The sequence below is a fragment of the Pseudonocardia lutea genome, assembly GCF_042658055.1.
GTDB lineage: Bacteria > Actinomycetota > Actinomycetes > Mycobacteriales > Pseudonocardiaceae > Pseudonocardia > Pseudonocardia lutea.
This window is the reverse complement of the sequence record NZ_JBHSQK010000004.1, coordinates 1-23,323: the sequence shown is the minus strand read 5'-3', so window position 1 is coordinate 23,323 and position 23,323 is coordinate 1. Positions and strand designations below refer to the sequence as shown.

Sequence of the window (23,323 nt, the reverse complement as noted above, 5' to 3'; positions counted from 1 at the left end):
GCGGCCCGAGTTCATGGCCGCGCTCGGCCGGGCCGACGAGGAGACCGCCGTCGCGCTCGCCCTCGCGCTGGTCGACGCCGGTGTACCGGCCCGCGCGGTCCTCCTCGAGCTGGTCGCGGGCACGCAGGAGGAGGTCGGGCTGCGCTGGCAGCGCGGGGAGTGGAGCGTGGCGCGGGAGCACGCCGCCACCGCCGTCAACGAACGGGTGGTCGCGGCGGTCGGCCGCCGGACCCGGCCCGGCACCCGCGGCCACGTGGTGCTCGCGTGCCTCGACGGCGAGTGGCACGCCCTGCCCGGGCGGATCGTGGCCGAGGTGCTGCGGCTCGCGGGCTGGCACGTGACCTTCCTCGGCGCCAGCGTGCCGGCCGGCGAGCTGGTGTCCTACCTGCACCAGGAGGGCCCGGACGTGGTCGCGGTGAGCTGCGCGCTGCCCGTCCACCTGCCCGCGGCGCACCGCACCGTCGTCGCCGCGCAGCGCACCGGCACGCCCGTGCTCGCCGGCGGGCCGGGCTTCGGCGCCGACGGCCGCTGGGCGCGGCGGCTCGGCGTCGACGCCTGGGCGCCCGACGCCGTCGAGGCCGTCCGGCTGCTCGACGAGCTGCCGTGGCCGGACCCCGAGCCGGACCAGGTCGGCGACGGGGCGGGGCCCGAGTACGCGGGCCTGCGTGCGCGGCGCGGCGACCTGGTCGCCGCCGCGACCCGGGTGCTCGACGGCCGCCCCGCACCGGGCGCACCGGAGGGCGTCCTCGACGCGGGGCTGGAGGACGACCTGTGCCAGGCCGTCGACTTCCTCGCCGCGGCGGTCTACCTCTCGGATCCCGAGGTCTTCGGCGGCTATCTCGGCTGGCTGGCCGACCTGCTCGACGCCCGGGGCACCGGGACGGACGCGGCACGCGCCGTCCTCGCCGAGTTCCACGCCGGCCTGCACGACTTCCCGTTCGCCCAGGAGTGCCTGCGGCGCGGGGCCACACAGCTGGAGGAGCGTCCGGCCGCACCCGGCGACGGGNGACGGGGCCCCCGCCGTCAGGGAGGCCACGGCATGAACACCAGTTCGGGGGTGCACCGCGACCCCACCCGGCCCCAGCCGCTGCGCGTGCACGCGCGCGCCGAACCGACGCAGCTGACCCTCGTGCTGGTCGGGGACCTGACCTTCGGCACGGCGCCGAGCGTGGAGGAGCATGTCCGCGCCGTCGCCGAGGAGGCCGGCGCGGACCTGCCGGCGGACCTGGTGGTCGACGTCGCGGGCCTCGACTTCTGCGACTCCGCCGGCCTGGCCGCACTGATCGGCCTGCAGCGTCGCGCCGCCCGCCGGGCCGGCACCGTCACCCTCACCGGGGTGAGCGGCTCCCTGCGCCGGGTCCTGCGCGTGACGGGCGCCGAGATCCTCTTCACCCTCCAGGACCCCGCCGGCGAGGTCGGGTCCGAGGGGCAGGCGGGGTAGGCGCTCCTCACGGGCGCAGGCGAGCGAGACCGACGCGCCGGCCGATCCGTTCGCGGTCTGTGAACGCGCCGTCCGGGCCCGCTCGGCCGACACACCGCTCCTCGCGGCCTCGGCGCCGTCGGGTGAACGTCATCGTCGAGCCGGTGCGCCGACGGTCGTCGCGGCAGCCGCCGTCGCACCGGCACGACGACCTACGGGCAGATCGTGAGGGCGGCGATCCCGTCGTCCGTCGAGGTGAAGTGGTGGTGCAGCACCACCGGGCTGCCGGGGAAGTCGCCGGCGACCTCCACCGCCACCACGGTGGCCGGCCCGACGCCCCGGACCGACCGCACGGTGCGGGTGAGCGTGTAGGCGGAGGCCACGCCCTCCGCCCAGGCGCGGATCGCCGCGGTCCCGACGTGGTCCCGACCTTCGTCGTGCACGACGGCGTCGGGGGCGAAGCAGCCGACGACGGAGTCGACGTCCGTGTTCGTCTTGGCGCGGAGGTAGGCGGTGACGGCCGCGGGGGCGTCGACCAGGGTCTCGGTCATGGTCATCTCCCTGAGGGGTCGAGGTGGGTGAAGTCCTCCGGCCCGACCACGCGCAGCAGGCCGAGCCTGCCGGCGGTGCCGGTGCCGGGAGCGGGGGTGAACAGCAGCAGGCGCTGGTCCTCGGCGGTGGTGCGCAGGACCACGCTGTCGAGCTCGAGCAGGCCGACGGTGGGATGGTGCACGCGCATGCGGCTCTCCCGGCGCACGGCGACCTCGTGCTCCTCCCACAGCGCGGCGAACTCCGGGCTGTCCCGCCGGAGCCGGGCGAGGAGCGCCTCGCCCTCGGCGTCCCGGCCGCCGGCCTGCCGGCGGCGGGCGAGCGCCGCCCGCAGGTCGGCGACGTGGACCCGGCTGAGGCGCTGGCACTCCTCGGGCGGGTGCGGGGCGCGCACGGCGGGCTCGGTGAACCAGCGCCACACGACGTTCCGCCGGTCCCCGGTGACCGTGCAGACCTCGCCGAACAGGGTCTCGGCCATGCGGTTCTGCGCCAGCAGCGTGCCCAGCTCGTCGACGAGCTGTGCGGGCGTGTCGACCAGCGAGTCCAGCAGGTGCAGCAGCCCGGGTTCGACGTGCCCGCCGCGCGGGCCCGCGGGCGGTCGGTGTCCGGCGAGGACGAACAGGTGGTCCCGCTCGTCCCCGGACAGCCGCAGGGCACGGGCGAGGGCGGCGAGCAGCTGGGTGCTGGGCTGCGCGCTGCGCCGCTGCTCCAGCCGCATCACGTAGTCGCTGCTGACGCCCGCGAGCTGGGCCACCTCCTCGCGCCGCAGCCCCGGGGTCCGTCGCCGCGCGCCGTGCGGCAGCCCCACCTCCTCCGGCTGCAGGCGCTCGCGCGCCCGGCGGAGCAAGCCGGCCAGCTCGTCCCGGTTCACGCCCCCGATCATGGCCCCGGCCACCGACGAGAACCACGGAGCGTCGCTCCTAGCCTGGCCCGTGCCCTGCTCGAGGCCGAGGAGGGTGCACCGAGCCGGGGTGTGCCCCAGCGCGCGGCGGTCCGCCCGCACCCCGGCCGGGGGCTCACCGGAAGGTGGGGCGTGCGGGACCCGGCCGGCGACGAGCGGCGCTAGCGTGGGCACGCCCACGATTCCCTGGCTGCGAGGAGCTCGGCGTGACCCTCTCGATCGGCGACACCGTCCCGGACGTCACCCTCACCACCGTCCGCGACGGCGCCCCGACGCCCGTGCAGAGCGCGGAGGTGCTGGGATCGGGCACCGTCGTGCTCTTCGGCGTGCCCGGCGCCTTCACCCCCGCGTGCTCGGACCAGCACCTGCCCGAGTACGTGCTGCGGGCGGACGAGCTGAAGGAGAAGGGGGTGGACACGATCGCCTGCATCGCGGTCAACGACGCGTTCGTCATGGACGCGTGGGGCAGGTCCCGGGAGGTGGGGGACAAGGTCCTCATGCTCGGCGACGGCAACGGCGACTTCGCGAAGGCGGTCGGCCTGACCCTCGACGGCACGGGCTTCGGCCTGGGCCTGCGCTCGCAGCGCTACGCCGCCGTCCTGAAGGACGGCGTGGTCGAGAGCGTCTGGGTGGAGGAGAAGCCCACCGACGTGACGGTCAGCTCCGCCGACGCGGTGCTCAAGGCGCTCTGAGCCGCGCCCGGGACGTGGCCGTGCTCACGCCCGGGCGACAGTGGACGGTCGAACCGTCAGGGTGGACCGATGCTGCGCGTCGTCTGCACCGAGTTCGGCGATCCGGGACTGCTCACCGTGGTCGAGGAGCCCACCCCGGCCCCCGGCCCGGGTGAGGTCCTCGTCGAGGTCGGCGCCGCCGGCGTCAGCTTCGTGGACGGGCTGATCGTCCGCGGCGGCTACCAGGTGAAGCCGCCGCTGCCGTTCACGCCCGGATCGGCGGTCGCGGGACGGGTCGTCGCGGTCGGCGAGGGTGTGGAGACCTGCCCGGTGGGGACGGCCGTGGCCGCCTCGGTGACCGGGTTCGGCGGCTTCACCTCGCACGTCACCGTCCCCGCCCCGCTCGCGGTCCCGCTGCCCGCGGGCGTCGACGCCACCGTCGCGGCCAGCGCGATGGAGAGCTACGCGACGCTGGTCTTCGCCGTCACGCAGCGGGTCACGATCGAGCCCGGCGAGCGCGTCGTGGTGCTCGGCGCGGGCGGCGGGATCGGCCTGGCCGCGGTCGACGTGGCGCGCAGCCTGGGTGCCCGGGTCGTGGGCGTGGCGTCCTCGGAGGAGAAGCGGGCGGCGGCGAAGGCCGCGGGCGCCGAGGTGACGATCGACTACACCGACCTCAAGGACGCCGTCCGCGCGGCGACGGACGGCGGTGCCGACGTCGTGATCGACCCCGTCGGCGGGCCCGCGGCCGAGTCGTCGTTGCGGGCGCTGCGCGCGGGCGGCCGGTTCTGCGTCCTCGGCTTCGCGTCCGGGGAGATCCCCCGCCTGCCCGCGAACATCGTGCTGCTGCGCAACCGCTCGGTGATCGGGGTGGACTGGGGCGACTGGGCGCGCGAGGTCGGGGGTCCGGAGGGCAACGCCGCGCTGCTGGCCGACGTCCTCGGCCGGATCGGGCGCGACGAGCTGCACCCGCCGCGCCCGTCGGTCGCGCCGCTCGACGAGGCCGGGGCCGTGCTGCGGCTCTACGCCGAGCGCCGGGTCACCGGGAAGTACGTCCTCGTCCCCTGATCACCGGGCGTGGACGGGGCGGTCCACGTCGGCCGGCGGCCGGTGTGACGACAGGTACACGACCTCGCCCGCGACGTGCGCGGTCCGCGGGCTCACCGGCCCGAACGGGGTGTCGACGCTGAAGGCGCGCGGCAGCTCGGCCCGCTCGCCCCGCACCGCGTCGGCGGGCCGCAGCTCTCCGGCGACCACCTCGAGCACGGCCGGCAGCTGCGCCCGCAACCCGCCGAGCAGGGCGGACACGGCCCGGTCGAGCACGGCCGTCGGGTTCACGGCCACGCAGCCGAGCAGCCCGGCCTCGTCCAGCACCCGGCCCACGGTCGCGCGGGTCAGCCCGGTGCGCACCTGCACCTCGGCGACGACCTCCGCCTCCGTGAGGCCCGCGTCGGCCTCCAGCGCGTAGGCCGGGCCCGCCACGGACTCGCCGGTGGCGTGATCGGTGGTGCGCACGCGGACCAGCGGCGGCGTGACCGGGCCGGCCTCCCGGAGCACCCGGACGGCACCGCGCACCAGCTCGCCGGTCGACAGCGGCAGCCGCGCCCGCAGACCCTGCCCGACCCGCGCCCACAGCGCGGCGAACTCCGCCCCCTGCAGGGCCCCGTCGGGGTCGCCGGCCCGCCGCACGACGATCTCGCGCCCGGTGTCCGCGCGGTACTCCTCCTGCAGGGTGCGCGCGAACTCGTCGTAGGCCTCGTTGGCGATCACGGTCAGCCGCGCCACCCGCGGGTCCCGGACCCGGCGGCCCGGGCCGTCGACGGGGAGCCGCAGCCCGCGCCCGATCTCCTGGCGCTTCCGGTCGGGCGAGCGGGTCTCGTTGAGGGTGCAGATCTGGAAGACGTTCGGGTTGTCCCAGCCCTCGCGCAGCGCGGAGTGGCTGAACAGGAACCGCATCGGCTCGGCCGCCGAGAGCAGCCGCTCCCGGTCCCGCATGATCAGGTCGAAGGCCGAGGCGTCCGTCTCGCCGCCGTCGACGTACCCGGTCCGCGGGTCGCCGGCGAAGTAGCCGCCGTGCACCGCCCCGACCGGCGGCAGGTCCAGCTCCGGGTACGCGGGGGCGAGCCGGGTGTAGGCCTCCTCGAACCAGCGCCCGGCCTCGCCGAGCCCGCCGTCGGGCGCCCGGTAGCTCGCCACCCGGTCGACGAAGAACAGCGACAGCACCTTGATCCCGCGGGGCGCCAGCTGGCGCTCCCGGTCGAGGTGCCGGCGAACGGTCTCGATCACCTGGGCGCGGCGGACGCCGGCGTCGTAGGTCCCGGCCGGGGCCGCGGGCGTCACGACCAGGCCGCCGGAGAAGCGCACCGAGGGCTCCCGGAACCCGATGTCGGCGACGGCGAAGCCGTGCGCGTACTCCCGACGCCCGCCGGACAGCGCCGCGAGGTCGTCGCCGAGGCGCACCCACAGGCTGCGTTCGCGCTGCCCGTGGTGGATCGTCAGCCGGGCGCGGGAACGGTCGGCGTCGACCGCGAGGAGCCGGACGAGGGGTTCCGACGCCCGCCCGTCCGGCACGACCGACGCCACCTCGATGCCCTTGACCAGCCCCTGCTCCCGCGCCTCGACGGGATCCAGCCGGTGCACCAGCTCGTGCGGGTCCCGGTGGGTCGCCGAGTAGCGCAGGGTGCAGAAGGGGTTCAGCTTGGCGATGGCCGCGGCGGCGCCCTCGGACTCCATGTTCTGCGGCTCGTCGAGGATCACGACCGGGCGCGTCGAGGCGACGACCTCGATCGGCCGCCGCCCCGCCATCTGGTCCTGCGCCCGGTGGACGACGTTGCCGCCCCGCCCGGCGACGTCCCGGCGGAAGGCCTGCAGGGTCATGACCAGGAACTGCACGCTGCCGGAGGTGGCGAAGCGGCGCACGCGGCCGAGCCGGCGGGCGTCGTGGGCGACGGCGTCGAAGGGCTCGGCGTAGAGCGCGGTGAGGTGCTCGCGCAGGGCCTCGATGCTCGCGAGCACGCCCTCCCGCACGGCCACGCTCGGCACCACGACCACGAACTTCCGGAAGCCGTACGCCCGGTGCAGCTCGAACGCCGTCCGCAGGTAGACGTAGGTCTTCCCGGTCCCGGTCTCCATCTCGACGGCGAAGTCGCGGGTGCGGCCCCCGGTCAGGGGGAGGCCGTGCCGCTCCTGGACGGCCCGCAGGTTGGCCGGGAGCCGGGCGTCGAAGCCCGGGCCGGGCGGGTTGGCGACGCCGGTCTCGGTGAAGGCCGGGTGCGGCGCGCGGGGCAGCCCGGCGAACAGGTCGACGACCGCGGTGATCGCCGCGGTCTGGTGGGGGAGCGTCGCGTCGAAGCGGAGCATTCACACCACCTGGAGCGCGAGGTCGACGCCCCGCCGGTTGCGTTCGCGGACGGCGTGCAGGGTGTGCAGGCGCAGGGCGTCGTCGCCGCCGAAGCCCGCCTCGGTCACCGCCAGCACCGCGGGTTCGCGCGCCAGCATCGCCTCGACGACCTTCTCGGTGAGCGGGGTGAGGCAGGCGAGCAGTGCGCCGCCGGCGACCGACCAGCCGGGGACGCCGGCGAGGTCGACCTCCTCGACGGGCGCGGTGAGCGGGTGCCCGGCCGCCAGCACCAGGCCGGTGAGGTCCGCGCCGCCCCCGGCGACGAGCCGGTAGGCGCGGAAGCCGAGGTCGGCGCCGGGCGGCGCGCCCGGGCGCAGCGCCGCGCCGGCCCGGCGTACCCGCTCCCGGGTCACCTCGGCGATCGACGAGTAGGCGGTGCCGGGGGTGGGCTCGGGCAGCTGGACCAGCAGGAAGTTCCGCTGCTCCCCGCTGGCCAGGTTCTCGGCGAAGACGGCGTGCCCGAGCGTCCCGGAGCCGGCGAAGAAGTCGAGCACGAGATCGCCGGGCCCGGTCCCGATCTGGAGCATCCGCCGGACCAGCCGGGTCGGCTTGGGCGTGGTGAACGGCTCGTCCGCCCCGAACAGCGCGACGACCTCGCGCTTGGCCTCCTGGTTGTGCCCGGTCTCGTCGTGCCGCCACCAGGTGTCCGGCACGATCCCGGCCTGCACCTCGCTGCGGAAGCCCTTGACCCGCGGCGGGTGGTCGCCGTCGCGGCCGAACCAGATCCGGCCGTCGGCGCGCAGCTCCTCGTACCGGGTCCGGTCGCCGTTCCAGTGCCGCCCCGCGGGCGGCCACACCTCGCGGCCCGACGGCAGCGTGACCGGGTACCGGTAGGTCCCCGCCCGCTCCACGCCTTCCGAGCGCACCGAGAACGAGACGCTCTGCCAGGGCCCGCGCGGGTCGTCGTCGGGGTTGCCGAAGGCCTTCTCCTGCGCCGCGCCGCGGGGCAGGAGCCGGCGGTCCCACGCCTCGACGTCGCGTGCGTAGACGAGCACGTGGTCGTGGCTGCCGGAGATCAGCGCCCGGTTCTTCTTCGCGAACACCTTCTGCCAGGCCACGGTGGCGACGAAGTTCTCCTCGCCCCAGATCTCGTCCATGATCAGCCGCAGGTGCGCGACCTCGGTGTCGTCGATCGTCACGAAGATGGCGCCGTCCGGGCGCAGCAGCTCGCGGGCCAGCACCAGCCGCGGGTACATCATCGACAGCCACCGCGAGTGCCGGCGCCCCGCGGTCTCGACGGCCGCGTGCGCCCGCCGCCCGGACTCGTCGACCTGGCCGGAGAAGCGCAGGTAGGCGGCCATCGGGTCGGCGAAGTCGTCCGGGTACAGGAACTCCCGGCCGGTGTTGTACGGCGGATCGATCGTGATCAGCTTGACCGCGCCGTGGTAGGCCCGGGACAGCAGCTTGAGGACCTCGAGGTTGTCCCCCTCGACGATCACGTTGCCGGTGCCGTCCCAGTCCACGGACTCGGCCGGCACCGGCTCGAGCGCGCCGGTGGGCGGCTCGCCGATCACCCGCAGGCACTCCGCCCGGCCGGGCCAGGTGAGCCCGAAGCGCTCACCCGGCCCGTCGGTCAGGGTCACCGCAGCGTCACCAGATGCGCACGCGCGCCTCGGGGGCGGTGAACAGCGCGTCGGACTCCTGGACCGCGAACGCCTCGTGGAAGGCGTCGAGGTTGGTGACCACGGCGTTGCACCGCAGGTCCGGCGGCGAGTGCGGGTCGATCGTGAGCCGGCGGATCGCCTCCGCGTCCCGGGTGACGGCCCGCCACACCTGCGCCCAGCCGATCAGCACCCGCTGCAGACCCGTGAAGCCGTCGATCACCGGCGGCTCCGTGCCCTCGGTCGCGATCCGGTACGCCTTGATCGCGATCGTGAGGCCGCCCAGGTCGCCGATGTTCTCGCCCACGGTGAGCGCGCCGTTGACCTTGTGGTCCGGCAGGCCGGCGGGGGAGAGCCGGTCGTACTGGTCGATCAGCGCCTTGCTCCGCCGGTCGAACTCCGCCCGGTCGGCGGGCTCCCACCAGTCGGTCATGTTGCCGTCGCCGTCGTAGCGCGAGCCCTGGTCGTCGAAGCCGTGCCCGATCTCGTGCCCGATCACCGCGCCGATGCCGCCGTAGTTGGCCGCGTCGTCCGCCTCGGGGTCGAAGAAGGGCGGCTGCAGGATCGCGGCCGGGAAGACGATCTCGTTCATCCGCGGGTGGTAGTAGGCGTTGACCGTCTGCGGGGTCATCAGCCACTCGTCCCGGTCGACCGGGCCGCCGATGCGGTTCAGGTCGTAGTCGAAGTCCCACTCCGCGGCGCGCAGGACGTTGCCGAGCAGGTCGTCGGGCCTGATCTCGAGCGCCGAGTAGTCCTTCCACCTGTCCGGGTAGCCGATCTTCGGCGTGAACTTGCCGAGCTTCTCCAGCGCCCGCTCGCGGGTGGCCGGGCTCATCCAGTCCAGCGTCGAGATGCTCTGCCGGTACGCCTCGACGAGGTTCGCGACCAGCTCGACCATCCGCTCCTTGGACGAGGCCGGGAAGTGCCGCTCCACGTAGAGCTTGCCGACGGCCTCGCCGATCGCGCTCTCGACCACCGAGACGCCGCGCTTCCAGCGCTCGCGCAGCGCGGGGGTGCCGGAGAGGGTCCGGCCGTAGAAGTCGAAGTCCTCGTCGACGACGGCCTCGTGGAGGTAGTCCGCCGCCGCCGAGGCGGTACGGATCGACAGCCAGGCCTGCCACTGCTCCAGCGGCAGCTCCGCCCACAGCTTCGCGGCGGCCAGCACGAACGCGGGCTGCCGGACGACGACCTCGTCGAAGGCCCCGTCCGGCGCGCGCAGCGCGGCGTGCCAGGACCCCCACGGGAACTCCGGCGCGTTCGTCTGCAGCGCCGGCCAGGTCATCAGCGTGTAGGTCTTCTCCGCGTCCCGGTTGGTGACCCGGTCCCACGAGACGGCCGCGAGCGCCGTCTCCAGCTCCATGACGCTCGCCGCCAGGCCCGCCGGGTCCGCCAGCCCGACCAGGCCGGCCAGCTTCTCCAGGTGCGCCACGTACTTCGCGCGGATCTCGGCGTACGCGTCCTCGCGGTAGTACGACTCGTCCGGCAGCCCGAGGCCGGACTGCGACAGGTGCACCAGGTAGCGCTCCGAGTCCTTCGAGTCCGTCGAGACGTGGACGCCGAACAGGGAGGCGCGGCCCTGCCGCTGCCGGCGGCCCAGCACCGCGGCGAGCTCGGCCTTGTCCGCGGCGTGCGCGATCTCGGCGAGCAGCGGGCGCAGCGGCTCGACGCCCGCGGCCTCGATCGCCGCGGTGTCCATGAACGACGCGTAGAGGTCGGCGATCTGCCGCGCCTCCGGCCCGTCGAGGTCGCGGGCGCCCTCGACGATCGCCCGCACGTCCTCCTCGGCCCTGTCCCGCAGGTCGCGGAAGGCGCCGTCCTGCGCGCGGTCGTCCGGGATCGCGTGGCTGGTCAGCCACCGTCCGTTGACGTGGCCGAACAGGTCGTCCTGGGGGCGGGTGCCGGGGTCGACCCACCGCAGGTCCAGACCGCTGCGGCGGGCTCCGTTCGTCGTGTCCGGGGAGGTCGTCACGCCGTCCATCCTGCCGTCCGCCGCGGCCCGGCCGCCACGGGTTCGCGCACGGCGGAGACCGCCTCCGCCGCGACGGCCAGGGTGCGCAGGTGACCGGCCAGGTCGGTGCGGCTGGGCTGGGTCTGCACCAGCAGCGCGCTCGCCCAGGGCAGCGCGGGGTCCGCGCGCAGCCGGGCCGCGACCTCCGCGGCGGGCTCGCCCACCCGGATCAGCCGCGACACCGCGACCCGCGGCTCGGCGACCGCGCGGGCCCAGTACCGCTCCAGGTCCGGGGCCGCGCCCTGCGGACGCCCGCTGATCACGCCGATCCCGCGGGCCGCGGCGGCGTCGACCCCGCGCCGGGAGCCGGTGGCCCACCACATCCGGTCGAGCAGGCCGGGCGCGTCGGGCACGAGCGTGGGCCCGCCGAGGAGCTCCCGCAGCTCGTCGACGACCGCGGCGCAGTCGGCGTGCCGCCGCTCGTGGTCGCGGTCGAACAGGGCCGACGCGGCCGGGTCGGAGCCCGCGCCGACACCCAGCTCCAGCCGCTCGCCGGACAGCACGTCGAGCACCGCGGCGTCCTCGGCGAGGCGCAGCGGGTCCTCCAGGGCCGCCGCGATCACGCCGGTCCCGAGCCGGATCCGGCTGGTGGCCTGCGCGACGGCACCGAGCAGGACGAGCGGGGAGGGCAGCTGCCCCTGCGCCTCGCCCGCGTGGTGCTGGGCGACCCAGAAGGAGGTGAACCCGGCCGCCTCGGCCGCGACGGCCAGTTCGACGGTGTCGCGGTAGGTGTCGCGCGGGGAGCCCGGGCCCCCGACGTGCGTGAGGTAGCCGAGCTCCATGCGCGGACGGTACCGAGTGCTCGACGCTGCGTAGTCGAAGCCCGCGGGTGACGGCGGACACGCGCGCCAGCACCTTGCGTGACGCGGCCCACGGCGCGACCATCCGAGGGTGACCCCGGACCTCCGACTCGTGGCTCGGCTCTACGTCGACCTGTGTCGGACGAACGTCGCCCTGTGTCCGGTGGACGTCGACCTCTTCTGGACGGGGTCGGCGACGCGCTGCTGGTTCGGTTGAGTGCCGCGGCCCCTCGGCCGCCCTCACCTCACGTCCGCCCGCACGAACACCTGCCACGGACGCCCCAGCCCGTCGACGACGTCGTCACCCCTGTCGATCTTTCCCGGTCGCGGCGTGAGCGCGCCGCGCCGACGTCCCCGGAGCCACCCATGTCGCCTGCATCCCTGTCCGCCCTGCCCACCCCCGGCGCCGCGATCCTGAACCTCGAGCCGCTCGGCCCGCGCTTCGGCGCGATCGTGCACGACGTCGACCTCGCCACCGCCCCGGACGAGCAGGTCGCCGCCATCCGCGCCGAGCTCACCGCCCGCAAGGTGCTGTTCTTCCGCGGCCAGCACACCCTCGACCCGACCGGCCAGGTCCGGCTGGGCAACCGGCTCGGCGAGCTCACCGCGTCGCACCCCGTGGTGCCGGGCATCGACGACGCCCACACCGAGATCTACGCGCTCGACTCGGCCGACGACGGCTACGCCGACGTCTGGCACACCGACGTCACCTTCATGAAGCGCCCGCCGCTGGGCTCGATCCTGCGCGCGGTCACCCTGCCGCCCGCCGGCGGCGACACGAACTGGGCGGACCTGGAGCTGGCGTTCGAGTCGCTCGCCCCGCCGGTGCAGCGGCTCGCCGAGCAGCTCGACGCGGTGCACGACGGCACCAGGGACTTCGGCTACTACCTCGCCCAGCGCCGCCAGGGACGGGGCAGCGAGTGGGACGGCGAGACGGTGACCAGCCTCGACCCGGTCGTGCACCCCGTGGTGCGGGTGCACCCGGAGACCGGGCGGAAGTCGCTGTTCGTGAACCCGGGCTTCACCGTGCGGATCGACGGCGTGTCGGAGGCGGAGAGCCGGCACCTGCTGGACCTGTTCTTCGCGCACCTCACCAAGCCCGAGCACATCGTCCGACACCGGTGGGCCGAGGGCGACGTCGCCATGTGGGACAACCGGGCCACCGCGCACTACGCCAACCGCGACTACGGCGACGCCCGGCGCGTGATGCACCGCGTGACGCTGCGCGGCGACGCGCCCGTCGGCGTCGAGGTGCTCCGGAACGCCGGCTGAGACCCGGCACTCGTTCGGGGTCCCGGGCGCGCCGCCGCGCGGCGCGGATGGGAGTCTCGGGGCATGCGCGCGATCGGGGTGAACCACTACGGCGGGCCTGAGGCCCTCGAGGTCGTCGAGCTGCCGGAGCCGCACGCCGGGCCCGGCGAGATCCGGGTGCGGGTGCACGCGGCGGCGGTCAACCCGACCGACACGTACGTCCGGGACGGGTCGCGTGCCGAGTGGCAGCGCAAGGACCCGCCGCCCTACGTGCCGGGGATGGACGCCGCCGGCGTGGTCGACGAGATCGGCGAGGGTGCCGGGGGCGGGCTCGACCTCGGTGACCCGGTGATGGCGGTCGTCGTGCCGGACGGCGCCCACGGCGCCTACGCGGAGTACGTCGTGGTGCCGGTCGGGTCGGTCGTGCGCGCACCCGCGGGCGCCGACCACGCGCACGCGGCCACCCTGCCGATGAACGGGCTGACCGCCCGCCGGACCCTGGACCTGCTCGACCCCGAACCCGGCGCCACCCTCGCCGTCACCGGCGCGGCCGGGGCCTACGGCGGCTACGTGGTGCAGCTGGCGAAGGCGGCCGGGCTGCGGGTCGTCGCCGACGCCTCCGACGCCGACGTGGAGCTGGTCCGCAAGCTCGGTGCCGACGTCGTCGTCCCCCGCGGCGACGACGTCGCGGCGAGGATCCGCGAGGCGGTCCCCGAGGGCGTCGACGTGCTGGCCGACGGCTCGGTCCAGGGCGACCTGCTGCTCCCGGCCGTCCGGGACGGCGGCCGCATCGCCACCGTCCGCGGCTACAGCGGCCCGGAGGAGCGCGGCATCACCTGGCACCCGGTGCGGGTGCGGGAGATCGCCGAGGACCGCGAGCGGCTCGACGCCCTGCGCGTGCTCGCCGAGTCCGGCGCGCTCACCCTGCGGGTCGCCGAGACCTACCCGGCCGAGCGCGCCCCCGAGGCCCACGCCCGCCTGGAGCGGGGCGGGACCCGGGGGCGGCTGGTGCTGCTGTTCTAGGCAGGCCGGCGACGAGGGCGTGTGAGGCTTTCGCTAGGACGCCGTGGCCTCCTCGGCGAGCTCCCGGTACCGGGCCCGCGCGACCCCGCTGAACCTGCCGTTCGTCGCTGCTCCGCTCTTGCCGCGGGCGAACCCGTCGTAGTCACGGGCGGCGACCTCGTCGCAGAGCAGCCGGTAGACGCCCACCCCACCCGCATACGGGTACAGCCTTCGCGGCTTGCCGGGGATGTTCGCGCCCACCCACCACGAGTTCGCCCGCGGCAGCAACGTCGTCGCGGTGACCTCGTCGTGGTGGGCCACCCAGTCGTCCTCCGCCTCGGGCAGCGCCTCGATGGTGTCGTACCCCTGCTCGCCCAGCCGGCGGAGGCAGTCGGTGATCCAGTCAACGTGCTGCTCGATCGACACCGGCATGTTGCTCAGCACGGACGGACTCTGCGGGCCGGTGATCATGAACAGGTTCGGGAAGCCGTGGGTGGCGAGGCCGAGGTAGGTGTGGGGTCCGTCGGCCCACCTCTCCTCGAGGCCGAGCCCCTCGCGGCCGCGGATCCCGAGCTTGAACAGGGTCCCGGTCATCGCGTCGAAGCCGGTCGCGTAGACGATGACGTCGACCTCGTACTCGGCCTCCGCGGTCCGGACCCCCGTCGGGGTGATCTCCCGGATCGGCGCCGCTCGCACGTTCACCAGCGTGACGTTCTCGCGGTTGAACGTCTCGTAGTACCCGTTCTCCAGCGGGGGGCGCTTGGTGAAGAACGGGTGGTCGCGGGGCGAGAGCAGCTCGGCGATCTCCGGGTCGGTCACGCGCTCGCGGATCCGGGCCCGCAGGAACTCCGCGGCGGTCTCGTTCGCCTCCTCGTCGAGCAGGAGGTCGTTGAACGTCGTGCCGAGCCGGAACCCGCCGCGCTCCCAGGCCTCGTGGAAGATCCGCTGCCGCTCCTCGTCCGAGACCGACAGGGCGGTACGGGGCGCGACGTCGTAGGGGAAGCCGAACGCCGTCTCGCGCGTGGCCTTCCAGATGTCGCGGTACTCCGCCTTGATCTTCCGACCGTCCTCGGCGTCCATCGGCCGGTTGCCGCCGGCGATGTCGTAGTTCGCGGTGCGTTGCAGGACGTAGACGTGCGCCGCGTCCTGGGCGATCTCCGGCACGGCCTGCACCGCGGTCGCCCCGGTGCCGATGACCGCGACCCGCTTCCCGGTGAAGTCCACGCCCTCGTGGGGCCAGGCGCCGGTGTGGTACCACTCGCCGCGGAAGCTGTCGCGGCCCGGGAAGTCGGGCAGGTTCGTCGTCGAGAGGCAGCCGACCGCGGTGATCAGGAAGGTCGCCGTGACCTGCTCGCCGTCGTCGGTGCGGACCGTCCACCGGCCGGTCGCGTCGTCGTACTCCGCGCCGACGACCCGGGTGCCGAACCGGATGTCCTTGCGCAGGTCGTACCGGTCGGCGACGTGCTGCAGGTACCGGAGGATCTCGGGCTGGGCCGCGAAGCGCTCGCTCCAGGTCCACTCCTCCAGCAGGTCCTCCGAGAGCCGGTCCGAGAAGCTGTAGAAGTAGCTCTCGGAGTCGCACCGGGCACCCGGGTACCGGTTCCAGTACCAGGTTCCGCCGACGTCGTCGCCGGCCTCGAACACCCGGGCCGAGAGGCCGAGCGTGTCGCGGAGCCGGTGCAGCATGTACAGCCCCGAGAAGCCGGCGCCGACGACGACGGCGTCGAAGTCCTCCTGGACCTGGTCGGTGTGCGCGTGGGACATGGTCCTCCGTCCGGTCGGTCTCCGTTGACCCGCCGTGGCGCCGCCCGTGTGACGACGGCGTCACATCCGGACTAACGATCGTAAGGTCCCGCGCAAGAGGTGGGGACCGCCGATCCAGCGGTCGTGTGCGCCCGCGGTCACCCCCGGTCCAGGGCCGCCTCCGCGGGTGGGAAGCCGACCTTGCCCTTGTCCCAGCCCCCGGTCAGCGGGGTCCAGTAGAAGAACGTGACGACCCGCTCGGCGAAGCGCCAGGTCCCGTCGGCGCCGCGGGTCATCCGGTCGCGGTAGCGGCCGGCCGCGATCTGGGCCTCGCCGTCGACCACGCACGGCTGCCAGAGCCAGGTCTCGCCGGTCGCGGTGTCGCCGTCGATCTCCACGGTCTCGTTCGCGCTGTAGTGCCACCACGCGGTGAGCGGGCCCTCCTGCAGGCCGCCGAAGAAGGTCTCGAGCTCCGCGGTGCCGCGCGCGGTCGCGAGACCGGTGAACACGCCGTCGGGGGTGAAGAGCGCGGCCAGCTCGCCCCATCGGCCGTCATCGAGGTACTGGCAGTATCGGGCGCGCAGCTGGGCGATCTCGTGGGCGTCCTCGAGGCGGCGCAGGCGGGCCTCGGGGGTGCTGGTGTCCGGCACGGGGGACCTCCACGGTGAGGGTACGAACGATCGTTCGTACCCTAGGCGGGTCTGCGCCCGGGGTCCACGGGCGGCAGGATCGGGCCCCGAGGGTCGGGCCACGAGGACCGGCTCGGGAGCACGGGCCGGAACGCGAGCCGGGGAGGAACGAATGAGCCGTCCGCTGGAGGGCCTGCAGGTCGTGGAGTGCGCCAGCTTCGTGGCGGGTCCGACGGGTGGGATGACGCTCGCGCAGCTGGGCGCCGGCGTGATCCGGGTCGACCCGATCGGCGGCAACACGGACCACCGGCGCTGGCCGGTGGTCGGCAACGGGACCGGCCCGGCCGACGCCGAGTCGTACTACTGGGCCTCGCTGAACAAGGGCAAGCGCTCGGTCACCGTCGACATGCGCTCCGACGAGGGCCGCGAGCTGGTCGCCGCCCTGATCACCGCGCCCGGCACGGATCGCGGGGTGCTCGTCGACAACGTCGTCGGGCGCCGCTGGATGGCCAACGACGTGCTGGTCGCGCGCCGCCCGGACCTGATCCACGTGCGGGTCCAGGGATACCCGGACGGTCGCCCGGCGGTGGACTACACGGTCAACGCCGAGGTCGGGATCCCGCAGATCACGGGCTCGGAGGAGGGCGGCGCGCCGGTCAACCACGTGCTGCCGGCGTGGGACCTGGTGACCGGGCTGAGCGTGTCGACCGGGGTGCTCGCGGCGCTGTACGACCGCGCGCGCTCCGGCCGGGGCGCCTATGTCGAGCTGGCCCTGGCCGACGTCGCGCTGGCCGGGGTGGCGAACCTGGGCTGGCTGTCCGAGGCCGCGGAGCGGGGCCGGGAGCGGCCGCGGCACGGCAACCACGTCTACGGCTCCTTCGGCGTCGACTTCGCCTGCTCGGACGGGGCACGGGTGATGGTGGTGGCGCTGACCGAGGGGCAGTGGGCGGCGCTGCGGAAGGTGACCGGCACCGAGGAGGTGTTCGCGGCGCTGGAGCAGGCGCTCGACGCCGACCTGACCAAGGAGTCCGAGCGCTACCGGCTGCGCGAGACCATCGCCGCGGTGCTGAAGCCCTGGTTCGCCGCGCGGGATCTCAAGACCGTGTCCGACGAGCTCGACGCGGCCCGCGTGCTGTGGGGTCGCTACCAGGGGATGACCGAGGTCGTGGCCGCGCACCGGGAGGGGCGCCACCCGGTGCTGGCCGACCTGACCCTGCCGGACGGCACGGCGTCGATCACGGCGCGGTCCCCGCTGCGGTGGGGCGGGGAGCACGGCCCCGCGGGCGAGGCCCCGGTGCTGGGCCGCGACACCGACGAGGTGCTGGCCGAGGTCCTCGGCCTGGGCGCGGCCGAGATCGGCGGGCTGCACGACCGCGGCGTGGTCGGCTGAGCAGCGTCCGCCGGTCGCAGACTGAGACACCTGCCTGTGACGAGCACCACTAACGTCCTCCTGCGGCGGTAACCGACCGAGGGAGGGCACGGATGAAGGCGCTCGTCTACCACGGACCGGGTTCCAAGGCGTGGGAGGAGGTCCCCGACGCGGCGGTCCAGGAGCCGACGGACGTCGTGGTCAGGGTGGACACCACCACGATCTGCGGCACGGACCTGCACATCCTCAAGGGCGACGTCCCGGCGGTGACGGACGGCCGGATCCTCGGCCACGAGGCCGTCGGCACGGTCACCGAGGTGGGCTCGGCCGTGACCGGGTTCCGGGAGGGCGACCGGGTGCTGGTCCCGGCGATCACCCGTTGCGGCCGGTGCGCGTACTGCCAGCGCGGCATGCCGTCGCACTGCCAGACCGTCGGCGGCATCGGCTGGATCTTCGGGCACCTGGTCGACGGCACCCAGGCCGAGTCGGTCCGCGTGCCCTACGCGGACACCTCGCTCTACGCCGTCCCGAACGACGTCACGGACGAGCAGGCGATCTTCCTGGCCGACTCGCTGCCGACCGGGTACGAGGTCGGGGTGCTGGCCGGGCAGGTCCGGCCCGGGGACACGGTCGCCGTGGTGGGCGCCGGTGCGGTGGGGCTCGCCGCCATCCTGACGACGGGTCTCTGGGGCGCGTCACGGGTGATCGCCGTGGACACCAACAAGTTCCGGCTGGGCAAGGCCGTCGAGTTCGGCGCGACCGACACCGTCGAGGCGGGCCCGGACGTCGTCGAGGCCGTCACGGCGATGACCGACGGGCTGGGCGTCGACGTCTCCATCGAGGCGGTCGGCTACCCGGAGACGCTGCGCACCGCGGCGGCGCTGGTGCGCCCCGGCGGGCACATCGCCAACATCGGCGTGCACGGCGTCCCCGTGGAGCTGCCCCTCGAGCAGATGTGGATCCAGAACGTCACGCTGACCATGGGCCTGGTCGACACCGTCTCGATCCCGACCCTGCTGAAGATGGTCGCGGGCGGCAAGATCCCCGCGGAGAAGATGGGCACGCACACCTTCGGCTTCGACGAGATCGACCGCGCCTACGAGGTGTTCGCCGACGCCGCCGCCAACGAGGCCCTCAAGGTGGTCATCAAACGCGCCTGACGCCGCCCGATGGGCGACGGCGCTCTCGCTCGCCTCTGGTGAACGAGAGCGCCGTTCGCCCACGGGCTTAGACGGCGGGCCAGGGGCGCTGCGGCGGGCGGAGCTCCTCGTAGGCCAGCGCGAGGGCGAGCACGCCGGCGTCGTCGAACCGCCGGCCCACGATCTGCAGCCCGATCGGCAGGCCGCCGGCGGTGTAGCCGCAGTTCACCGAGATCGCGGGCTGGCCGGACATGTTGAACGGCAGGCTCGTCGCGATGTGCTCGAAGGGGCGGGCCGGGTCGTCGAAGGCCGAGGCGTACTCGACCGGGAAGGGCGGGATCGGCGCGGTCGGGAGCAGCAGGAAGTCCAGCCCGGCGAGGGCGCGGTGCGCGGCGACGGCCATCGCGTCCATCTGGCTGTAGCCGTGGAAGACCTCGGCCCCGGTCAGGTCCGCGCCCGCCGCCGCCCACTCGAGGATCGCCGGCAGGACCTTCGCGCGGCGCTCCTCGGGCAGGGCCCCCAGATCGGACCAGGCGCGGGCCCGCCAGAAGCGGTCCATGCCGTCGAGCATCTCCCGCGTCAGGAACGGTGCCACCGGTTCGACGACGGCACCGGCGCCCTCGAGCGCGCGCGCCGCCTCCTCGACGGCCCGGCGCACGACCCGCTCGGTCGCGAGCCCGACGCCGACGTCGGGGAGCAGCCCGATCCGCCGGCCCCGCACCGGGCCCGGCGCGTCCGGCCAGCCGATGTCCGCCCCGGGCAGGGCGGTGTGGTCGCGCTCGTCCGGGACGGCGATCACGGACATCAGCAGCGCGACGTCGGCCACCGCCCGGCACATCGGCCCGACCACCCGGCCCGCGTACGGCGGCACCACCGGCACCCGGCCGAAGGTCGGCTTGAGCCCCGCGATGCCGTTCCAGCCGGCGGGCTGGCGCACCGAGCCGCCGATGTCCGTGCCCAGGTGCAGCGGGCCGTAGCCTGCCGCCGCGGCCGCCGCCGCGCCGGAGCTCGACCCACCGGGGGTACGCGTGAGGTCCCAGGGGTTGCGGGTCACCGGGTGGAAGCTCGACTGCGAGGACCCGAGCATCCCCAGGTCCGGCATGGTGGTCTTGCCGAGGATCACCGCGCCCGCCTCGCGGACCCGGGCCGCCGCCGGGGCGTCCCGCTCGGCCGGGACCAGCTCGGTCGCCGCCGTCCCGACGGGCGTGGGCACCCCGCGGGTGGCGATGTTGTCCTTCAGCGTGACCGGGACGCCGTCGAGCGGGCGGGCCTCCCCGGCCCGCCAACGCGCGGCCGAGTCCACGGCGGCGATCCTCGCCCCGTCCGGATCGAGCGCGTAGGTCGCGTGCAGCCGGGGCTCGTCGGCCTCGATCCGGGCAAGGACGTCCTCGACGACCTCGACGGGGGAGAGGGTGCCGGCGCGGTAGGCGGCGAGCAGCTCGTGGGCGGTCAGGTCGGCGAGCCGGGTGGCGGTACGGGTCAACGAGCCCTCCTGACGTCGGGTGCACGGCCGGGCCGACGGCACGTCCCCGCACGATCCGTCCGGGACCGGGCCGCGCGCAACCGCTGCCGGCCCGCGCAGCACTCGACGACGGTCGGGGCCGGCCCGCCGCGGCTCGTCGACTTGCCGCCCACGACCTCGGCCGGCATCGCCGCGGCCCTCGAGCGGGCCGGGCCGACCTCGCCCTGGCACCTCAGCTCGTCATCGCCACTCGGTCGCGGCGTCGAGCAGCCACTCCGCGAGGTAGGCGGCGAAGGAGGACCGCACCACGATCCGGTAGTCCGACGGCCCGAGGCCGAGCAGCACGACACCGGCCTGGCCCAGCAGCGTGACCGCCGCCGACCCGGCGCCGAAGGAGCGCGGGTGCAGGTCGATCGCGCAGCCCGTCTCCAGGACGTCGCGGGCGTGGGCGCCGCGCAGCCGGAGCGTGGTGCGCTGGGCCGAGACGTCGACGACGGCGAGCCGTGCCTCGGGCACCGCGGCGGCGCCCGCCTCGCGGGCCGCCGCCTCGAGCTCGGCCGGCGTGCAGAAGGGGCTGGTCAGCAGCCACTCGTCGGGACCCAGCCAGATCGCGGTGACGCGCTCGCCGCCGCGCCACGCGTTCGGCCCGGGCAGCGGGGCGCCGACCAGGCCCTCCAGCGCGGCGGGATCGGTCGTGCGGGCGTCGACCATCGCGTGGAAGGGCTCGGCCAGCAGCGACACGGAGTCGGGCAGCTCGGCGAACCGGCCGGCCCAGCCGTCGAGCGCGCCGACCGGGCGCAGGGTCGTCTGCCAGGTCTGCAGGGTCGTCTCACTCACCGGGCTCACCATCCCGTCGGGACCCCTCGGGGTCGAACAGCACGGAACCGGTCACCTCGACGGGCACCAGCGCCCCGTCGACCGGCACGGTCAGGCGCTCGCCGATCCGCCCGTGCCCGCCCTTGACGAGGGCGAGCGCGAAGGTGCGGCCGAGCGCGGCACTGCGGTAGCTCGACGTGACGTGGCCGAGCATCGGGACGGGAGGCGGCGGCAGCGCGTCGGTCAGCTCGACGATCTGCGAGCCCTCCGGCAGCTTCAGGTCGGGATCGACCGGCAGCAGACCCACGAGCTGCTTGCGCAGCGGGTCCCGGTTGGCCGGGCGGGCGAACGAGCGCCTGCCCACGAAGTCCGGCTTCTTCTTCGACACCGCCCATTCCATGCCCAGGTCGTGCGGGCTGACGGTGCCGTCGGTGTCCTGGCCGATGATCGGGTAGCCCTTCTCGGCGCGCAGGACGTGCATGGTCTCGGTGCCGTACGGGGTGATCCCGTACGGCGCGCCGAGGTCGAGCAACCGCCGCCAGAGGGCGGCCGCGTGCCAGCCGTCGACGCTGACCTCCCAGGCCAGCTCGCCGGAGAAGCTGATCCGCGCCAGCCGCACCGCGACTCCGTCGACCTCGGTGTCCAGCCAGGTCATGAAGGGGAAGGCCGCGTTCGAGACGTCGACGTGCGGGGCGAGGGCGCCGATCACGTCGCGCGACCGCGGCCCGACGACCGGGAAGGTCGCCCACTGCTCGGTCACCGAGGTCAGCGTGACGCGCAGCTCCGGCCACTCGGTCTGCAGCCACTCCTCGAGGTGGTCGAGGATCGGCGCGGCGCCGCCGGTCGTGGTGTAGACGAGGAAGCGGTCCTCCGCGATCCGCAGCACCGTGCCGTCGTCGATCACCATGCCGTCGAGGCCGCACATCACGCCGTAGCGGACCCGGCCGGGCTTCAGCGACGACATCAGGTTCGTGTAGACCCGGTCCAGGAAGACCCCGGCGTCGGGACCCTGGACGTCGATCTTGCCGAGGGTGGAGCCGTCGAGGATGCCCACGCCGCCGCGGACCGCGGCGCACTCGCGCAGCACGGCGGTCTCCATGTCCTCGCCCGGCCGCGGGTAGTAGCGGGCGCGCTTCCACTGCCCGACGTCCTCGAACACCGCGCCGGCCTCGACGTGCCAGGCGTGCAGCGCGGTCGTGCGCTCGGGGTCGTAGAGCGCCCCGCGCTCGCGGCCGGCCAGGGCGGCGAAGGCGACCGGGGTGTAGGGCGGGCGGAAGGTGGTGGTGCCCAGGTCCTCGACCGGCACGCCGAGCAGCTCCGCGGTGATCCCGGAGGCGATCACGCCGGAGGTCTTGCCCTGGTCGTGGGCGGTGCCGATGGTGGTGTAGCGCTTGACGTGCTCGACGCTGCGCATCCCCGCGCCCACGGCGCGGGCGATGTCGGCGACGGTGGAGTCGCGCTGGAGGTCGACGAACTGGCGGGCCCGGTCACCCTCGGTGCGCCACAGGACCTGGGTGGTGGGGGGCTGCGGCTCGGGTGTCTCGCCGGTGCCGTCTCCGCGGCCTTCGGCCAGGCACCCGGCGAGGTCGAAGGTCCCGTTGGCGGCCCCGACGACGGTGACGCCGTCGACGACCTCGCCCGGCCGGAACGCGCCGAGCTCGGGGTCGTACCGGAGCGCGCCGCGGACGTGCGAGAACAGGTGCGCGGTCGGGTTCCAGCCGCCGGAGAGCAGCAGGGTGTCGCAGGGGAGCACGGTGCCGTCGTCGAGCGTGACCGCGGTGATCGCGCCGTCCGTCGAACCGTGCGCGCTCGTCCCCACCACCCGTGCGCGATGCGGGGTGCACCGTCCACCCACAGGGGCGGGGCGCGGGTCGACGACCGTGACGCGCGCGCCTGCGGCCTCGAGGTCGGCGGCGGCCGCATACGCGGCGTCGTCGGTCGTGAACACGACGATCTCCCGCCCGACCAGCACGCCGTAGCGGTGCAGCAGGTCGCGGGCCGAGGCGGCCAGCATGATCCCCGGGCGGTCGTTGTCCTCGACGACGATGGGCCGCTCGTGCGCGCCGGTCGCGACGACGACGTGGCCGGCCCGGATCCGCCAGACCCGCTGCCGGGACACGTTCCGCGGCGCCGCCGCGCCCAGGTGGTCGGTGCGCCGCTCCAGGGCCAGGACGAACCCGTCGTCGTAGTGCCCGAAGGCGGTGGTGCGCGGGAGGATCCGCACGTCCGGGTTCACCCGCAGCTCGGCCACGGTGTCCGCGACGAACTCGAAGGCGCTCCGCCCGCAGATCCGCTCCGGGCCGAGCAGCGCACCGCCGGCGGCGGGCCGGTCGTCGACGAGCACGACGCGCTCGCCCCGGCGGGCGGCGGTCCGCGCGGCGAGCAGCCCGGCGGGCCCGGCGCCGATCACCAGCGTCTCGCAGTGCGCGTACCGCCGGTCGTACCGCGCGGTGTCGGGGACCTCCGCGAGGCGGCCGCGGCCGCCGAGCCCGCGCGCGACCAGGCCGTCGACCAGGTCGATCGTGGTCGCGAGGAGCATCGGCTCGGGGAAGGGCTCCTCGATCT

18 protein-coding genes are annotated in these 23,323 nt (G+C 75.0%); 7 read left to right on the top strand and 11 right to left on the bottom strand.

Features of this window, described 5'->3' with window-relative positions; translation table 11 throughout:
• Window positions 1–13: 13 nt before the first annotated feature.
• Window positions 14–1,441: a cobalamin-dependent protein gene (locus ACFQH9_RS01195; protein ID WP_465269507.1), complete on the top strand. Its 1,428-nt coding sequence runs from the start codon at window positions 14–16 to the stop codon at window positions 1,439–1,441.
• Window positions 1,442–1,632: 191 nt separating this feature from the next.
• Here the strand turns inward: ACFQH9_RS01195 and ACFQH9_RS01190 are convergent, their stop codons facing one another.
• Together ACFQH9_RS01190 and ACFQH9_RS01185 are read right to left on the bottom strand one after the other, a co-directional pair.
• The gene (locus ACFQH9_RS01190; RefSeq protein ID WP_379563218.1) at window positions 1,633–1,971 is read right to left on the bottom strand and encodes a nuclear transport factor 2 family protein; all 339 of its coding nucleotides are present in this window, start codon (window positions 1,969–1,971) and stop codon (window positions 1,633–1,635) included.
• Window positions 1,972–1,973: 2 nt separating this feature from the next.
• Window positions 1,974–2,840 (bottom strand): helix-turn-helix transcriptional regulator, encoded by an 867-nt coding sequence (locus ACFQH9_RS01185; RefSeq protein ID WP_379563216.1) that lies wholly within the window; start codon window positions 2,838–2,840, stop codon window positions 1,974–1,976.
• A gap of 236 nt (window positions 2,841–3,076) precedes the next feature.
• Here ACFQH9_RS01185 and ACFQH9_RS01180 point away from each other — a divergent pair, with 236 nt between their 5' ends.
• Both ACFQH9_RS01180 and ACFQH9_RS01175 read left to right on the top strand, forming a co-directional pair.
• Window positions 3,077–3,562: a peroxiredoxin gene (locus ACFQH9_RS01180; RefSeq protein ID WP_379563214.1), complete on the top strand. Its 486-nt coding sequence runs from the start codon at window positions 3,077–3,079 to the stop codon at window positions 3,560–3,562.
• Window positions 3,563–3,631: 69 nt separating this feature from the next.
• On the top strand, window positions 3,632–4,606 hold the full coding sequence (locus ACFQH9_RS01175) for an NADPH:quinone oxidoreductase family protein (RefSeq protein ID WP_379563212.1): 975 nt from the start codon (window positions 3,632–3,634) through the stop codon (window positions 4,604–4,606).
• Here ACFQH9_RS01175 and ACFQH9_RS01170 read toward each other — a convergent pair whose 3' ends face one another.
• Genes ACFQH9_RS01170 through ACFQH9_RS01155 form a run of 4 tightly spaced genes read right to left on the bottom strand, consistent with a single transcriptional unit; the run spans window position 4,607 to window position 11,329 of the window.
• On the bottom strand, window positions 4,607–6,898 hold the full coding sequence (locus ACFQH9_RS01170; protein WP_379563210.1) for a DEAD/DEAH box helicase family protein: 2,292 nt from the start codon (window positions 6,896–6,898) through the stop codon (window positions 4,607–4,609).
• Window positions 6,899–8,521, bottom strand: coding sequence for a site-specific DNA-methyltransferase (locus ACFQH9_RS01165; protein WP_379563208.1), 1,623 nt, complete (start codon window positions 8,519–8,521; stop codon window positions 6,899–6,901).
• Window positions 8,522–8,528: 7 nt separating this feature from the next.
• Window positions 8,529–10,508 (bottom strand): M13 family metallopeptidase, encoded by a 1,980-nt coding sequence (locus ACFQH9_RS01160; protein ID WP_379563206.1) that lies wholly within the window; start codon window positions 10,506–10,508, stop codon window positions 8,529–8,531.
• A complete protein-coding gene (locus ACFQH9_RS01155; RefSeq protein WP_379563204.1) occupies window positions 10,505–11,329 on the bottom strand; it encodes an LLM class flavin-dependent oxidoreductase in 825 nt (274 codons plus the stop codon). Before ACFQH9_RS01155 ends, ACFQH9_RS01160 begins: the two co-directional genes overlap by 4 nt.
• Window positions 11,330–11,713: 384 nt before the next feature.
• On the opposite strand from ACFQH9_RS01155, the gene ACFQH9_RS01150 reads away from it, so the two are divergent.
• Together ACFQH9_RS01150 and ACFQH9_RS01145 are read left to right on the top strand one after the other, a co-directional pair.
• Entirely contained in the window at window positions 11,714–12,619 is a 906-nt protein-coding gene (locus tag ACFQH9_RS01150; protein WP_379563202.1) for a TauD/TfdA dioxygenase family protein, read from the top strand.
• Window positions 12,620–12,682: 63 nt separating this feature from the next.
• A complete protein-coding gene (locus ACFQH9_RS01145) occupies window positions 12,683–13,621 on the top strand; it encodes an NADP-dependent oxidoreductase (protein ID WP_379563200.1) in 939 nt (312 codons plus the stop codon).
• Window positions 13,622–13,654: 33 nt separating this feature from the next.
• Here ACFQH9_RS01145 and ACFQH9_RS01140 read toward each other — a convergent pair whose 3' ends face one another.
• Window positions 13,655–15,364, bottom strand: coding sequence for a flavin-containing monooxygenase (locus tag ACFQH9_RS01140; protein ID WP_379563198.1), 1,710 nt, complete (start codon window positions 15,362–15,364; stop codon window positions 13,655–13,657).
• Window positions 15,365–15,501: 137 nt separating this feature from the next.
• Complete coding sequence (locus ACFQH9_RS01135; RefSeq protein ID WP_379563196.1) at window positions 15,502–15,993, bottom strand: nuclear transport factor 2 family protein; 492 nt, start codon at window positions 15,991–15,993, stop codon at window positions 15,502–15,504.
• A gap of 151 nt (window positions 15,994–16,144) precedes the next feature.
• Here ACFQH9_RS01135 and ACFQH9_RS01130 point away from each other — a divergent pair, with 151 nt between their 5' ends.
• On the top strand, window positions 16,145–17,362 hold the full coding sequence (locus ACFQH9_RS01130) for a CoA transferase (RefSeq protein ID WP_379563194.1): 1,218 nt from the start codon (window positions 16,145–16,147) through the stop codon (window positions 17,360–17,362).
• Window positions 17,363–17,454: 92 nt separating this feature from the next.
• Complete coding sequence (locus ACFQH9_RS01125) at window positions 17,455–18,501, top strand: alcohol dehydrogenase catalytic domain-containing protein (RefSeq protein ID WP_379563192.1); 1,047 nt, start codon at window positions 17,455–17,457, stop codon at window positions 18,499–18,501.
• 67 nt (window positions 18,502–18,568) lie between these two features.
• Here ACFQH9_RS01125 and ACFQH9_RS01120 read toward each other — a convergent pair whose 3' ends face one another.
• The 3 genes from ACFQH9_RS01120 to ACFQH9_RS01110 all read right to left on the bottom strand — a co-directional run bounded on the left by ACFQH9_RS01120 (window position 18,569) and on the right by ACFQH9_RS01110 (window position 23,321).
• Window positions 18,569–19,963, bottom strand: a complete 1,395-nt coding sequence (locus ACFQH9_RS01120) for an amidase (protein WP_379563190.1) — start codon at window positions 19,961–19,963, stop codon at window positions 18,569–18,571.
• 219 nt (window positions 19,964–20,182) lie between these two features.
• Entirely contained in the window at window positions 20,183–20,779 is a 597-nt protein-coding gene (locus ACFQH9_RS01115) for a sarcosine oxidase subunit gamma (RefSeq protein WP_379563188.1), read from the bottom strand.
• Window positions 20,772–23,321 carry a glycine cleavage T C-terminal barrel domain-containing protein gene (locus tag ACFQH9_RS01110; RefSeq protein ID WP_379563186.1) on the bottom strand — a complete coding sequence of 850 codons (2,550 nt, stop codon included), beginning with the start codon at window positions 23,319–23,321 and terminating at the stop codon, window positions 20,772–20,774. The genes ACFQH9_RS01115 and ACFQH9_RS01110 overlap by 8 nt, the downstream gene beginning before the upstream one ends.
• Window positions 23,322–23,323 lie beyond the last annotated feature (2 nt).